We start from the raw sequence: 14,367 nt of genomic DNA on the forward strand, positions 1-14,367 counted from the left end.
CAAAACGGAACGCTCCTTGGCGCTGTGGATCTGGGATCCAACAGCTTTCGCCTCGAAATTGGCCGCTTCGATCACGGCCGGATTCACCGCACCGAGTACATCAAGGAGACGGTGCGCCAGGGCAATGGCCTTGACGGTAATCGCAACCTCACCCCGCAAGCCATGCAGCGCGGCTGGGACTGCCTGGCCCGCTTTGGCGAGCGTCTGGCCGGTTTCAAAAAGTCGCAGGTCCGCGCCGTAGCGACCCAAACATTGCGCGAAGCGCGCAATCGTGACGAGTTTCTGGAGCGCGCCCACAAGGTTCTTGGATTTCCCATTGACGTCATCTCCGGCCGTGAAGAAGCCCGCCTCATTTACCAGGGCGTGGCGCATATGCTGCCGCAGTCGGATGAGCGGCGTCTGGTTGTCGATATCGGGGGCGGCTCGACCGAGCTGATTCTGGGCGAGCACCTGGAGGCCCGGGCCATGGAGTCCTATCGTGTGGGCAGCGTCGCCTGGTCGATGAAGTATTTTCCCGATGGGCAATTCAGCGTGCGCGCTTTCGAGGCGGCGGAAATTGCCGCCAAGGCGGTTCTCGACGAAGCGGTCAATGCCTATCGCTCCGGCGCCTGGGAGGTCGCTTATGGCTCCTCGGGCACGATCGGTGCGATCAGCGACGTGCTGACTGCCGCGGGATGGCCTGCCGGCCTGGTGACACGCGAAGGACTCGACTGGCTGCTGGACCGCCTGCTCAAGGCCCAAAGCGCGGACCGGCTCAAAATGGACGGCATGAAAGATGACCGCCGCGCGGTCATCGGGGGCGGCGTCAGTGTTTTAAGGGCTGTTTTTGACCTGCTGGGCATCGCGCAGATGCATGCCGCCCAAGGGGCTTTGCGTCACGGCGCGCTCTACGACCTGCTGAACCGCGAGCAGGATGTGACCGATTTGCGCGCCACCGCAGTGCAACGCCTGAGCAGCAAGTTTGGAACCGACGCCGCACAGGCTGAGCGGGTTGGCAAGGTGGCGAAGGACCTTTTTCGCATGGCACGTGTCGGCACGCCCGCAACCGAGCTCGAGCGCTTCCAGCGCAAGCTCGATTGGGCGGCCCAGTTGCACGAGATTGGTTGCCAGATTTCGCACAGCGACTATCACAAGCATGGCGCCTACATCCTCGACAACGCCGATGCGCCGGGTTTTACCCTGCCGGAACTGCACCGCCTGGGCCTGCTGGTGCTGGGACACCGCGGCAAGCTGCGCAAGCTTGACGTTGATTTTGAGGACCAGGTCTTTGTTCAGCAGCTGCTGGCCCTGCGCCTGGCCGTCATCCTGTGCCACGCCCGCCGCGACCCGGACCTCAAAGGCCTGCAGCTTGAAAGCGGCCCCGCGCACAGCCACCGTTTCGTGCTGACATGCAGGTCGGGCTGGGCGCAGGCTTTTCCGCAATCCGCCCACTTGCTGCGCGAGGAAGTGATTGCCTGGCAGAAGACGCCCTGGTCGCTGGTGCTTTCGGGACTCTGAATTTGCAGTTGATTTGCCTTCAATTAACGGTATAAACTGTATATATCGTTAATCGAGAGGATCAACTTCATGGCAACTGCAAAAAAATCCACCACTTCGCCCAGTGCCAAGGCTGCTGTACCCGCTCCCTCGGCAAAAAAAACTGCCGCCAAAGCCCCGCCCGCCAAGCCACGCGCCACCCCAAAGCCGCAAGCCAAAGCGCCGCTTGCCAAGGCTGAAAAACCCGCCAAAGCCAAAAGACCCAAGCTGGTTCGGGACAGCTTCACCATTCCAAAAACCGAATATGTGGTGCTCGACGAGCTCAAACAGCGCGCGGCCAAGCTGGCCCGCCCGACCAAAAAAAGTGAAGTGCTGCGTGCCGGTATCAAAGCGCTCGCGGCCCTGTCCGATGCCGCATTTCTGACAGCGCTGGATAACGTTCCCGCGATCAAGACCGGCCGGCCCAGCCTGGCCAAGTAAGGTCCCGGGGGAAGCCCGCCGTTTCTAGTGTGGTGTTGCACGCTTGCAGGTACAAATAAAACCGATGGATTTTTGTCCAGGGCTAGGCGCAAACCACAGCCATAGTTCCACTATGGCGCGGATTTGCAACGCCGCCATGGGCAAAAAGACGCGGTTTTATGTGCCTGATAGCGTGCAACACCACACTAGCTTCAAAGCACTTCCGGCGACTGCACGGTCACCACGACAGTCTGCTCATGGCCGTCGCGGTCCCGGCTGCGCAGCCACCAGACTGCGCCCTTTTTCACCGGGCATTCGCTTTCCTGCAGGCCCAGCAGCTGAGCAATCGTTTGACCCAAAGTGGGCTGGTGTCCGATCAGGAGAACGGGGGATTTGCCCAGGGGCCATTGCGCCAGTTCCAGCACTTGGGCCGGCGATGCACCGGGCCCCAGCTCCGGCCGGATTTTGTATTTACGCCCCAGCGCCAGCGCCGTCTGTTCGCAGCGGCGCGCCGGGCTGACCAGAATGCGGGCGCCCTCGGGCAGTTGCCGGTCCAGCCAGGCTGCCATACGGGCGGCCTGTTTTTCGCCCCGGGCGGTCAGCGAACGATCCAGATCGCTGCTGACCTGGGCATCACCTTGGGGCCCATCTTCAGCCTCTGCATGACGCCACAAGATCAGGTCCATCAAAGCTCTACTTTCCCCGTGTTTCACGCCCATTCTGGCGTGCCGAGTAACGGGCCATCAGCGCCGCCTGGGCCCCATGCCTGGGGCCCTTCGCCTGCAGATCAACCCGGGTGTAGGTGCCATCCGCCTGCAAATCCCAAGCATCGCAGCTGTCATGCAGATAGGCGACCAGACACTCGTCAATGATGCGCTGGCGGATGACAGGGTCCGTGACGGGCCAGGCCAGTTCCACCCGGCGCAGCATGTTGCGGTTCATCCAGTCAGCACTGGACAGGTAAAGCGTTTCCTCATCGGCGCAGCGGAAGTAAAAGACCCGGGAATGCTCCAGAAAGCGCCCAATGATGGAGCGCACCCGGATGTTGTCCGTGACGCCCGGCACCTGCGCCGGCAACATGCAGGCACCGCGCACAATCAGGTCGATTTTCACGCCACGCTGGCCGGCCCGGATCAAGGCCAGGATCAGGGCCTCGTCGGTCAGCGCATTCATCTTGGCCACCAGACGCGTGTCCTTGCCCAGTGCGGCAGCTTCACCCAACTGGTCAATTTTTTCAATCAGCTTGCGGTGCAGTTGAAATGGCGCCAGCAGGAGGTAATGCAGCCTGGGCAGACGGCTGTGGCTGGCCAGATGCACAAAGACGCTGTCGATATCGGCCGTGAGCAGTGGGTCGCTGGTCAGGTAGCTCAGGTCGGTGTACAGGCGGGCGGTGCGCGGGTTGTAGTTGCCGGTTGACAGGTGGGCGTAGCGCTTGAGGTGGCGGCCTTCCCGGCGCGTCACCAGCAGCATCTTGGCGTGGGTCTTCAGGCCCATCACACCGTACACCACCTGCGCGCCAATGGACTCCAGCATCTCGGCCCAGTTGATGTTGGCTTCCTCGTCAAAGCGGGCCTTGAGCTCCACCACCACCGTCACCTCCTTGCCGCGCCGCACCGCTTCACGCAACAAGCCCATCAGCTCGGAATCGGCGCCGGTGCGGTAAATGGTCTGCTTGATAGCCAGCACCTGCGGGTCATGGACAGCTTCACGCAGGAAAGCCAACACCCCGTCAAAACTCTCAAACGGCTGGTGGATGGCCACATCCCCCTGCTGGAGCTGCTCAAAAAATGATTGCCCCGGCACCAGCTGGGTGGGATAACACGCCGCGTAGGCCGGAAACAGAAGCCGGGGATCGTTGACGAGGTCCACCAGCTGGGTCAGCCGCACCAGATTGACCGGGCCATGGACCCGGTACAGCGACGGCGTCGGCAGATTGAACTGCTTGAGCAAAAATCCGGAAAGGTAGTCCGAGCAGGCGGCAGATACTTCCAGACGGACGGCCTGACCGTAGTGGCGCTGCTCCAGGCCCTGGCGCAGTGCGGTACGCAGGTTTTGCACATCGTCTTCATCCACCGCCAGGTCGGAATGCCGTGTCACGCGGAACTGGGAGAATTGCGAGACTTCGCGCCCCGCAAACAGCTCCGCCAGATGCGCGCGGATCACGCTGGACAGGGACACAAACAGGCTTTTCTTGTTCGAGCCTTTGTCAGGCATGTGAATCAGCCGTGGCAGAACGCGCGGCACCTTGACAATTGCAATGTCGTTTTCACGGCCAAACGCATCGCGCCCACCCAGGCGGACAATGAAGTTCAGCGACTTGTTGGCCACCTGCGGGAAAGGGTGCGAAGGGTCCAGCCCCACCGGGATCAGCAGCGGGCGCACCTCGCGCTCAAAGTAGTCCTTGACCCAGCGCCGCTGGGCCGGGTTGCGCTCACCGTGCGACAGGATCTTGATGCCTTGCTTTTCGAACTCGGGCATCAGCTCATCGTTGTACAGCGAGTACTGGCGCGCCACCATGCCGTGCGCCGCGGCCGCAAGCGCTGTGTACGACTGCGCGGTGTACAGGCCTTTTTGCTCGTTGTTCTGAGCCGCTGTCAGATGGGGTGCGGCGCGCACTTCAAAGAACTCATCCAGGTTGGACGAGACAATGCAGAGAAAGCGCAAGCGCTCCAGCAAGGGAACATCCGGGCGCTTCGCCCAGTCCAGCACCCGCTCATTGAAGGCAAGAATACTGTGGTCGCGGTCCAGCAGCTGGATGGCTGGCATCGCCACAGCGGAGGACGGGAGCGGCTCGGCAGTCAAAAAGGACATTCGGGGCGAAAACATTTGTAATCAAAGTTACAGCCGAGTGTTCACTGGCTTCATGACAAAGGCGTGACAGTGGTTTTGGCCGATATGACAGCCGGCTGCACCTGCCTCGAAGCCGCCGCCTGACGGGCGGGCACCAGATAACTTTCAAATAACTGGGCGGCATGCTGCCAGCTGAAGTCCAGGGCGCGGGCCCGGGCCTCATGCCGGGGCACGGCCAGAGCGCCGTAGCAGGCTTGCTGCAAATCCGTGTGCATGACACCGCCGTGACAGCTGCCATCGGGTTTTCCCAGCACTTCAAGCGGGCCGTCCACGGGATAAGCGGCGACAGGTGTTCCCGTTGCCATGGCTTCCAGCATCACCAGGCCGAAAGTTTCAGATTTGCTGGGAAACACAAAAACATCTGCCGCCGCATAGACTTTGGCCAACTCGTCCCTGGGCAACACCCCCAGCCAGCGAACTTGCGGATAGCGCTCCTTCAACGAAGCTTCCAGCGGCCCGACACCGCAAACCACCTTGGTGCCGGGAATGTCCAGCCGCAGATAGGCCTCGATGTTCTTCTCGTAGGAAACGCGCCCGACAAACAGGGACATCGGGCGGACAAGCATGCCCATCCGGGCCTGCAGACGCGATGCAGGTGTAGTTTCAAATTTGAAAAGCTGCGTGTCCACGCCATGCGTCCAGCCGCGCAATTGGCGAAAGCCGCGCTGCTCCAGCATGTGCAGCACCCCGTGGGTCGGCACCATCACGCCGGACGAGGGCTTGTGAAAGTGGCGAAACAGCGCATAACCCCAGGACAGCGGGATTCTCAAAGCGGCATGAAGGATTTCCGGGAACTTGGTGTGAAACGCGGTCGTGAAGTTCAAGCCGCGCTTGAGGCAGTAGCTGCGCGCCGCCCAGCCCAGCGGCCCTTCCGTGGCGATGTGGACCGCTTCGGGCTGCAGGGCGTCGAGTTTTTCAGTCAACTGGCGCTTGGGGCGAATGGCCAGCTCAATGCCGGCATAGCCCGGACAAGGCCGGGTTTTGAACAGGCCGGGATGAAACACCTCCACCTGGTGCCCCAGGGCCTGCAGCTCACGCACCAGCTCCACCAGCGTGGTCACCACGCCGTTCACCTGCGGCTGCCAGGCGTCCGTGATCAAGGCGATTTTCATGCGGTCACCGGCGCGCTGACATGGCCGCGGCCCTGGGTTTCATGGGTCGGCGCCCAGTGCAGCAGCTCCAGCCGGCCGTCGAAGTGCTCGACCAGGGCGGTGCGGCTTTCAACCCAGTCACCGTCATTGCAGTACAGCGTGCCATTGATCTCGCGCATTTCGGCGCGGTGAATATGGCCGCACACCACCCCCTGGTAGCCCCGGCGGCGGGCTTCGCTGGCCACCGCCACTTCAAAGTCGGTCACGTAGTTCAGCGCTTTTTTGACCTTTTGCTTGAGATAGGCTGACAGCGACCAGTAAGGCAGGCCCATGCGTGCGCGCAAGCTGTTCAGATAGCGGTTGAGCTTGAGCGTGAATTCATACAGGTTGTCGCCCACATAGGCGAGCCATTTGGCACATTGCACCACCGCATCGAAGTAGTCGCCGTGGATGATCCACAGCTTGCGGCCATCGGCGGTGTTGTGGACGGCCTCGTCAATCACCTCGATGCCGCCGAACTGGTTGCCAATAAATTCACGCGCAAACTCATCATGGTTGCCCGGCACATAAATGATGCGGCAGCCTTTGCGGGCACGCCGCAGCAGCTTTTGAACCACATCGTTATGCGACTGCGGCCAGTACCATTTGCGCCGCAACTGCCAGCCATCCACGATGTCCCCCACCAGGTACAGGTAATCACTGGGATGGGCCTTCAGAAAGTCCAGCAGTGCCGAGGCCTGGCAGCCCGGGGTGCCCAGGTGCAGATCCGAAATGAAAATCGTGCGGTAGCGCTTGCGCAGCGATTCATCATCGTGCGCATCATCGGGCTGGGCAAAACCGTTGCCCAGCGTGCCCATGGCTTCAAACAGGGTTCGCATCAGGCCTGCCTTGCATGGCCGGCAGACGGGGGCTTGCCTGAAAAATGCTTCAGGTAGCGTGGTGGCAGGTCGGCAATGCGCATCATCATCGGCAAGTCGGCCGAGTTGAAATCCGGGTCCCACGCCGGGGCGCCCAACACCTTCGCACCCAGGCGCAGGTAGCCCTTGATCAGGGCCGGCGGCTCCACATCCAGTGTGTCGTCGAGCTGCTCGACCGGCAGCGCCAGCCGTGGCGTCACGTGGTATTCAATCGGCGCCATGTGCGTTTGCCGGACCTGCCGCCAGATGCTGGCCGCAATGTGGCCGCTGGAGACCCCGTCGTGCTGCATCGGAATGCTGGCGCAGCCGATCATGGTGTCGAGCTGGTTGCGCGCCATGAACTCGGCCAGCGCGCCCCACAGGGCCAGAATCACACCGCCATGCCGGTGATCGGCATGCACGCAGCTGCGGCCCAGCTCGACCATGCGATCGCGCAGGCTGCGCAGGCGGGTCAGGTCGAACTCGGTGTCGCTGTAGGTGCTGCCCACGCGCTTGGCCTGGGTCGGCGTCAGCACCCGGTAGGTGCCTATGACCTCGCTGCTGTCGGCATCGCGCACCAGCAGGTGCTCGCAGTAGTCGTCAAACAGGTCGATGTCATGGCCCGGCAAGGTGTTGGGCAGCGTCGCCCCCATCTCGCTGGCGAAGACCTGGTACCTCAGACGCTGCGCCTGCCGGACCTCATCCTGATGGCGGGCCCAGCCGACCTGGATTTTCCCCACGGCAGGTTTTTGAACAAGGGCTGGACTGACAACATGACCGCTTTGATGAAGTGACCCCCGTGGCATGGCGACTGGCGACAATGCAAAGGTGGGGTTGGGCAGTTCTTTCATGGCTAACTCCTTGTTATCTGGGTGTCTCAAAAAATGAAAACCGCTTGCTTGAAATTCGGCTGTAAAAAAGCCCCGGGAAAGGGGCTTGGGGGGCTTTGACTCTCAATCACCAGTGGCCTGCGAAACCGCGGCCCCATGTCGGCCACCCGGCAACCCGTCCAGCCAGGGCCGGGCACCCGCCTTGAAACGCAAGCCCCCGGGGCTACTGACCATGGCCTGCGCGGTGCATCGCAGGATGCGCAGACGCTGTTTGTCGAGCTCATGGATGCCGGGGTTGGAGGCCTCGCTGACGTCTCTACCCTGTTTTCCCTGCTCACCGGCCTGGTTCAACTTCAGTCTCATCGGGTGCTCCATCGTTCTGGTCATGGCGTGATTCTGAAAGCCGGGGGTGACGCGTTCGTGTCAGTTCAGTGGCAGTTGTGTGACAGCGCCCGCCGGGTCTGGGCTGCCAGACGACCAGGCGGGTCGTCGCCTTCCATGAGAGGCAACCCCACGGACGGGCCTGAAACGGCGAGCAGGGCCTGGCCAACCCGGTTGAGACTTTTCGCTATCAAATCAGGAGCTACTTGCGCACGTTTATCCGGGGCTGGAGCCTGAAAAGGCATCAAGATTTTCAGCGCCTGCCGGGAAGCTTGGGAAGCTCCACAGGAAGCGGCTCTAAGCGCCGGCCACACGCTCTCCCCGCTCGTTGATGACCTGCTCGCCATCCTCCTTGGCGAATGCGCCGCGTTGCGGCAAGGGCAGGATGTCCAGAACGGCCTCTGACGGACGGCACAAGCGCGTGCCCAGCGGCGTCACCACCACCGGCCGGTTGATCAGGATGGGTGTGCCAGCATGGCATCGATCAGTTGATCGTCGGTGAGCAAGGGGTTGTCCAGCTGCAGCTCGTCATAAGGCGTGCCCTTGCGTCTGAGCAGCTCCCTGACCGGAATCCCCATTTGGGCAAGCAGCTCGAGCAGCTTTTGTCGGCTGGGCGGCATCTTCAGGTACTCGATGACTTCAGGCTCTTCCCCGCTATTGCGGATCAGGCCGAGCACATTGCGCGACGTGCCGCAACCGGGGTTGTGATAAATCGTGATGTTGGGCATGCAGGCTGGTCCTTGTTGATGCAGGTGGGTGCGATGAAGCTTAGATGCGGGTGGGCTTATTGGCGTTGCGTTGATATTGCATCAATTCAATAATTCAATTATATTTGAAACATGGAAATAAAAACCCTCGACGAAGCTTCCGCCATCAAGGCCCTGGCCGCGCTCGCGCAAGCGCAGCGGCTGCGCGCCTTCCGGGCACTGGTGGTGGCCGGGCCGGATGGCCTGACGCCCGGCACTCTTGGCCTGCAGCTGGACGTAGCGCCCAGCGCGCTGTCGTTCCACCTGAAAGAGCTGGCTTATTCGGGCCTGGTCAGCAGTGAGCCGCGTGGCCGCCACCTGATTTACCGCGCCAATTTTGAGCAGATGAGCGCCCTTTTGAGCTACATGACCGAGCACTGCTGCCAGGGCCAGGCCTGTGAGGTCAGTGCCGAGGCGGCCTGCATCAACTGCTAACCGCTAGCTATTAACCCCAAGCCCCCAGGAGAACCCGATGAAACGCTTTCATGTACACGTTCACGTAGAAAACCTTGAGCAGAACATCGCCTTTTACTCGGCGATGTTCAACCAGAGCCCGGCGCGTCTTGAAGCCGACTACGCCAAATGGATGCTGACCGACCCGCCGGTCAACTTTGCCATCTCCACCCGCGGCGATGCACCGGGCGTGGACCACCTGGGCATCCAGGTCGAATCTGCCGAGGAACTGGCCGCGCTCAAGGACAACGCCACGAAGGCCGACATGGCCCTGCTGGACGACGGCGAGACCACCTGCTGCTACTCGCGCAGCGACAAATACTGGGTGACCGACCCGCAAGGTATTGCCTGGGAGCAGTTCCACACGCTGGACAGCATCCCGGTGTTCAGTGAAAAGAAACTTGAATCAAATCAGGCTGTAGCCCAGGCATGCTGTGCATCAGCAGCTCCTGAAAACATAGCAAAAGTGCAATTCGTCAAATCCCGCCCGGCGCCTTCAACCGCCTCGGGCCTTGCAGGCAGCGCCGGCAAAGCCTGCTGCTGATCACTCAACCTAGAAACCGCAGTTGACCGCTCATTGACCGCTGGCTGAACCTCATGAACACGTACCTACCAACTCACGTACACGTTCACCTTTTGGGTGACAGCGCTACGCACCCGATTGAGCCGCCCTGGCGCGCGCTGGCGGCGTTGCTCCTCCTTGCAGGCATCAGCCTGCTGCCTCGTCACGCCTTGCCAGCCCACCCCATGCCGACCCACTCGGGCGCGTCCAACTGCGGTTTCTAGGTTCAAGAAACCAAACAACCACAAGGAGCAAGCTGTGAGCAAGCAGCCGATCAATGTTCTTTTCCTCTGCACCCACAATTCAGCGCGCAGCATTCTGGCTGAAGCCCTGCTCAACCATATCGGGCAGGGGCGTTTCAAAGCGTACTCGGCCGGTAGCAGCCCACGCGCGAACCAGCAGCCCAACCCGCTGGGACTGAAAGTCCTGCAAGCCGCAGGCATTTCGATAGAAGGCCTGCGCAGCAAAAGCTGGGACGATTTTGCAAAACCGGACGCCCCCCAGATGGACCTGATCGTTACGGTCTGCGACAACGCCGCCGGCGAGACCTGTCCTTACTGGCCCGGCCACCCCGCCACCGTGCACTGGGGCTACGCCGATCCGTCGGCCATTGACGGCACCGAGGAACAAAAACTCGAAGCCTTTCGCCAGACGCTTCATGCGATTCATCGTCGCCTGGAGCTGCTGGTCAACCTGCCCCCCGAAAGCCTCGACAAGCTGATGCTGCAAACCAGCGCCCGCAATCTGGCCAAAACCGCCTGATCCCTGGCCCTCGCCTTCTCTTTTTCCGGCCTTCACATGAAAAAAATCCTCGCCAATGGGCTTCTGCCCGGCGCGCTGCTGGTCAGCGTGGCCACCTTTCTTTACGCGCGGCAAACCGGCGGCAACATGGAACTGGCCATTCTGCTCAGCAGCCTGGGCGCCTTGCTGCTGGCCATGCTGCTTGAGCGCCGCATGCCCCATCAACCCCAGTGGAACACCCCACGTGGCGACAGCCTTACCGACTGGCTGAGCTTCGGCCTGCTGGCCGGTGTCGTGCAGCCGCTGCTCAAATGGCTATCGCCACTCATCGTCATCGGCGTCTATGGCCTGATCGAGCCGGCTGCAGTGCTGTTTCCGGTCGATGCGCCCTTCGCCCTGCAGGTGCTACTGGTCACCCTGCTGGCGGAATTTGGCAAATACTGGGCCCATCGCTGGCACCACACCCAGCCGGCCCTGTGGTGGCTGCATGCCCTGCACCACGGCAGTGAGCGCCTTTACTCGGTCAACAACTTTCGCGTCCATCCGCTGGAATACGTCCTCAAACATGGCTTGAGCATGCTGCCGCTGATGCTGATGGGCGTGCCCGCCGATGTGTTGCTCGGCTACATCGCCCTGACCCAGCCCGTGCTGATGCTGCAGCATGTCAATCTGCCGCTGCGCCATGGCTGGCTCAACTACCTGCTCAGCACCAACGAGCTGCACCGCTGGCACCATTCAAGCCGGCAGGAAGAAGGCAACAACAACTACGGCAGCGCCCTGATGGTCTGGGATCTGGTGTTTGGCACCTTCCATTACCCGCGCCATGCTTCAGGCCCACAAGCCATCGGCCTGTATGCCGGCAGCCAATACCCGGCGCGCCAGCCCTACTGGGCCCAGGTGCTGTCCATGTTCAGCCCGGCGTGTTGCAAAGCATGAGCACCAACACTTTGCGCACACCCCCCTGGCGGGTTCTGCTCGCCGAGTTTCTGGGCACCGCCGCCCTGCTCTGCGCCGTGATCGGCTCCGGCATCATGGCCGAGCGCCTGGCGGGCGGCAACGCCGCCATTGCCTTGCTGGCCAACACGCTGGCCACGGTGTTCGCGCTGTATGTGCTGATTGAAACGCTGGGCCCCGTCAGTGGCGCGCATTTCAACCCGCTGGTCACTCTAGCCTTATGGTCAAAAGGCACTCTAGCCCATGAAAAACGGGCGCAATCAGCTATATTTTTTATAGCATCCCAGTTGCTGGGTGCTGTGGCAGGTGCCTGGCTGGCGCATGCCATGTTTGATCTGCAGCTGCTGCAGTTCAGCACCAAGGTCCGCACGGGCCCGGGCCAGTGGATCGCCGAAGCCGTGGCCACGGCCGGGCTGGTGCTGGTGATCCTGCGCGCTCCGGCCGGCAAGGCGTCTGCCTTGGTGGCCTGCTACATCGGCGCGGCCTACTGGTTCACCGCCAGCACCTCATTTGCCAACCCGGCCGCCGTACTCGGGCGCATGCTGTCCGACAGTTTTGCCGGCATTGCACCAGCGAATGCCCCGGCGTTTGTAGTGGCCCAGACTGTGGGTGCCGGCGTTGGTGTGTTACTGGACCGCTGGCTGGGTCCCCGCCATGAGCGATGCTGAGAACTGGGAAGTCGAGCTCCAGGGAATGGTAAAACCCAAGTCCGCTGTGTGCGAGCTTTTTGCGTCTGGGGCCGATACTCACAGGGACAAAAGGCCACGGGATAGATGCATGCCAAGGCCAATTCTCAGTCGCATCCCTTGAACTTGCGCCGCTGACAGTCACGCGCCATCTGCTGTGCTTGGGCGACTTGCTGCGATGACATCAGGCTTGAAACGGAGTCGCGCCTTTTCACTGCAGCTGCAAAGCCCGCCTCGGCACCAAGGCTGAACCACATGTGCGCACGAACATGGTCCTGCACGACGCCATTCCCATCGGCATACATCAGACCGAGGCTGTACTGCGCTTTCACATCCCCCTGCGCTGCGGCCAGGCGAAACCACTTGAGCGCTTCCGCGTAATCCTGCGCGACGCCTTCCTGATCGCGATACATCACACCGAGGTTGAACTGCGCCAACGCATACCCCTGCGCCGCAGCCAGTCGAAACCATTTGAGCGCTTCTGCATCATCCTGTTCGACACCTAGCCGATCGCGATACATCATGCCGAGGTTGGACTGCGCAGCCGTCTCCCCCTGCGCTGCGGCCAGCTGAAACCATTTGAGCGCTTCCGCGTAATCCTGCGCGACGCCTTGCCCTTTGAAATACATCACGCCGAGGTTGTATTGCGCATCCGCGTGCCCCTGCGCTACGGCCAGTCGAAACCATTTGAGCGCTTCCGCGTAATCCTGCGCGACACCGTGCCCTTGGAAATACATCACGCCAAGGTTGGACTGCGCTTTCGCATCCCCCTGCGCTACGGCCAGTCGAAACCATTTGAGCGCTTCTACATAATCCTGCGCAACGCCTTGCCCGTTGGCATACATCAGGCCGAGGTTGAGCTGCGCTTTCGCATCCCCCTGCGCTGCGGCCCGTCGATACCACTTGAGCGCTTCCGCGTAATCCTGCGCGACACCGTGCCCTTGGAAATACATCCCGCCGAGGTTGTACTGCCCAGTCGCATCCCCCTGCGCTGCGGCCAGCCGATACCACTTGAGCGCTTCGGCGTAATCCTGCGCGACGCCTTGCCCATTGGCATACATCGCGCCGAGGTTGGATTGCGCAATCGGATATCCCTGCTCTGCAAGGGAGCGAGTTATTTTCAGTGCCTTTGCATAATCACCGCGACCATAAGCTGCAGCCGCATCTTCAACTGGACCTGCCCACGCCGTACCAACGCCCAGCAGCAGGAGAGTCATCACCGTAAGAAGCAGTCGTTTCATGGGTCACCTCCTTGGAGTGCACGTTCCGAGCTTGGCTCCGTGCTCCGGAAAGTAAAGCCTGTCTCGGACCTTGAGTTGCACAATAAGCTGTAGATGGCAGCGGAATCTCGTTTGTCCAGGAAGGCGTTAACAGCCCTTGGCCAACGGCAATGACGACTGCCAAGTCCAAGTAATACAGGGGCTATAAAACACAGATAGTAAAGGGGTTGCGGAAGCCCGTCATCCCCTAAGTTGAGGTGAAGGCTGCGGCCGGGAGCGCCCTTGGGCGCGCCGCCGCCGGACGCAGCCTTTTACTCATAAGTCCGTAATTTGGGCGACGTTTTTGCATGGCTTCGACACGGTCAGCCAAGTCGCGCTTCCGCGCAACGCACCATGCCTGGCGCACCACAAGAAATGGGCGCCACAGGGGTGCCCATTTCCGTACCTAATTGGCTCGTCAGGCCGAACCGGTCTGAATACACCCGGTGGTTGGGCTCAGACCGGCACTCAATCCAGCCACTTGTGCTGAAACCGGGCCTGCCCCATGGCCGGGTCCAGCTGGTAGTTGGCAAAGCCCACACGCTCGTACAAGCGGATGGCGCTGGCATTGCCGGCCAGCACCTCCAGCGTGAGCTTGCAAGCCCCGCGCTCGCGGGCGATCTGCTCCACCAGCGCCAGCATCTGCTCGCCGACCCGCTGGCCGCGGTGGCTGGCCAGCACCACCACGTCGTGCACATTGACCAAGGGGCGGCAGGCAAAGGTGGAGAAACCTTCAATGCAATTGATCAGCCCCACAGGCTGGGCACCGTCGAAGGCCAGCACGCTAAAGGCCTGCGGCCGGGCGGCCAGCGCACTCGCCAGGTGGGTCTTGGCAAACTCGCTCAACGGCTCGCCGCCGCCGGCCGGGTCGCGGGCATAGGCATCGAGCAGGCTGACCAGCGCCGCCGCGTGCAGCGAATTGCCGTAGTCGGCCCGGCAGATGTGAAGTGATGGGGAGGTCGATGCGGAGACAGTTGTCATCA

The 14,367-nt window shown here is 61.6% G+C and carries 15 protein-coding genes and 1 pseudogene; 7 read left to right on the forward strand and 9 right to left on the reverse strand.

Going from position 1 to position 14,367, the window contains the following annotated elements; genetic code table 11:
- Positions 1–1,497, forward strand: a 1,497-nt coding sequence (gene ppx, locus V6M61_RS08875; RefSeq protein ID WP_332776204.1) for an exopolyphosphatase, incomplete at its 5' end; no start/stop codon positions are given.
- Positions 1,498–1,566: 69 nt separating this feature from the next.
- Entirely contained in the window at positions 1,567–1,956 is a 390-nt protein-coding gene (locus tag V6M61_RS08880; RefSeq protein WP_332776205.1) for a hypothetical protein, read from the forward strand.
- Between the two features lie 191 nt (positions 1,957–2,147).
- On the opposite strand, the gene V6M61_RS08885 is transcribed toward V6M61_RS08880, so the two are convergent.
- The 7 genes and pseudogenes from V6M61_RS08885 to arsC form a co-directional block, all read right to left on the reverse strand.
- The gene (locus tag V6M61_RS08885) at positions 2,148–2,621 is read right to left on the reverse strand and encodes a SixA phosphatase family protein (RefSeq protein WP_332776206.1); all 474 of its coding nucleotides are present in this window, start codon (positions 2,619–2,621) and stop codon (positions 2,148–2,150) included.
- 7 nt (positions 2,622–2,628) lie between these two features.
- The gene (gene ppk1, locus V6M61_RS08890) at positions 2,629–4,746 is read right to left on the reverse strand and encodes a polyphosphate kinase 1 (protein ID WP_332776207.1); all 2,118 of its coding nucleotides are present in this window, start codon (positions 4,744–4,746) and stop codon (positions 2,629–2,631) included.
- 50 nt (positions 4,747–4,796) lie between these two features.
- Positions 4,797–5,897 (reverse strand): glycosyltransferase family 4 protein, encoded by a 1,101-nt coding sequence (locus tag V6M61_RS08895; protein ID WP_332776208.1) that lies wholly within the window; start codon positions 5,895–5,897, stop codon positions 4,797–4,799.
- Positions 5,894–6,754 carry a UDP-2,3-diacylglucosamine diphosphatase gene (locus V6M61_RS08900; RefSeq protein ID WP_332776209.1) on the reverse strand — a complete coding sequence of 287 codons (861 nt, stop codon included), beginning with the start codon at positions 6,752–6,754 and terminating at the stop codon, positions 5,894–5,896. The genes V6M61_RS08895 and V6M61_RS08900 overlap by 4 nt, the downstream gene beginning before the upstream one ends.
- Positions 6,754–7,623, reverse strand: a complete 870-nt coding sequence (locus V6M61_RS08905) for a GNAT family N-acetyltransferase (protein WP_332776210.1) — start codon at positions 7,621–7,623, stop codon at positions 6,754–6,756. Before V6M61_RS08905 ends, V6M61_RS08900 begins: the two co-directional genes overlap by 1 nt.
- A gap of 102 nt (positions 7,624–7,725) precedes the next feature.
- Positions 7,726–7,965: a hypothetical protein gene (locus tag V6M61_RS08910; protein WP_332776211.1), complete on the reverse strand. Its 240-nt coding sequence runs from the start codon at positions 7,963–7,965 to the stop codon at positions 7,726–7,728.
- A gap of 315 nt (positions 7,966–8,280) precedes the next feature.
- Positions 8,281–8,711 (reverse strand): annotated as a pseudogene (arsC, locus tag V6M61_RS08915) (arsenate reductase (glutaredoxin)).
- A 111-nt stretch (positions 8,712–8,822) separates the two neighbouring features.
- On the opposite strand from arsC, the gene V6M61_RS08920 reads away from it, so the two are divergent.
- The 5 genes from V6M61_RS08920 (at position 8,823) to V6M61_RS08940 (ending at position 12,107) form a co-directional block, all read left to right on the forward strand.
- Positions 8,823–9,164: an ArsR/SmtB family transcription factor gene (locus tag V6M61_RS08920; RefSeq protein WP_332776212.1), complete on the forward strand. Its 342-nt coding sequence runs from the start codon at positions 8,823–8,825 to the stop codon at positions 9,162–9,164.
- A 37-nt stretch (positions 9,165–9,201) separates the two neighbouring features.
- On the forward strand, positions 9,202–9,726 hold the full coding sequence (locus V6M61_RS08925; RefSeq protein ID WP_332776213.1) for an ArsI/CadI family heavy metal resistance metalloenzyme: 525 nt from the start codon (positions 9,202–9,204) through the stop codon (positions 9,724–9,726).
- Between the two features lie 276 nt (positions 9,727–10,002).
- A complete protein-coding gene (locus tag V6M61_RS08930; RefSeq protein WP_332776214.1) occupies positions 10,003–10,506 on the forward strand; it encodes an arsenate reductase ArsC in 504 nt (167 codons plus the stop codon).
- 36 nt (positions 10,507–10,542) lie between these two features.
- On the forward strand, positions 10,543–11,421 hold the full coding sequence (locus V6M61_RS08935; RefSeq protein WP_332776215.1) for a sterol desaturase family protein: 879 nt from the start codon (positions 10,543–10,545) through the stop codon (positions 11,419–11,421).
- Positions 11,418–12,107, forward strand: a complete 690-nt coding sequence (locus tag V6M61_RS08940; RefSeq protein ID WP_332776216.1) for an MIP/aquaporin family protein — start codon at positions 11,418–11,420, stop codon at positions 12,105–12,107. The genes V6M61_RS08935 and V6M61_RS08940 overlap by 4 nt, the downstream gene beginning before the upstream one ends.
- Before the next feature lie 125 nt (positions 12,108–12,232).
- On the opposite strand, the gene V6M61_RS08945 is transcribed toward V6M61_RS08940, so the two are convergent.
- Together V6M61_RS08945 and V6M61_RS08950 are read right to left on the reverse strand one after the other, a co-directional pair.
- Entirely contained in the window at positions 12,233–13,366 is a 1,134-nt protein-coding gene (locus V6M61_RS08945; RefSeq protein WP_332776217.1) for an SEL1-like repeat protein, read from the reverse strand.
- 486 nt (positions 13,367–13,852) lie between these two features.
- Positions 13,853–14,365: a GNAT family N-acetyltransferase gene (locus V6M61_RS08950; RefSeq protein ID WP_332776218.1), complete on the reverse strand. Its 513-nt coding sequence runs from the start codon at positions 14,363–14,365 to the stop codon at positions 13,853–13,855.
- Positions 14,366–14,367 lie beyond the last annotated feature (2 nt).

It is taken from the genome of Polaromonas sp., assembly GCF_036676035.1.
Classification (GTDB): Bacteria; Pseudomonadota; Gammaproteobacteria; order Burkholderiales; family Burkholderiaceae_C; genus Polaromonas.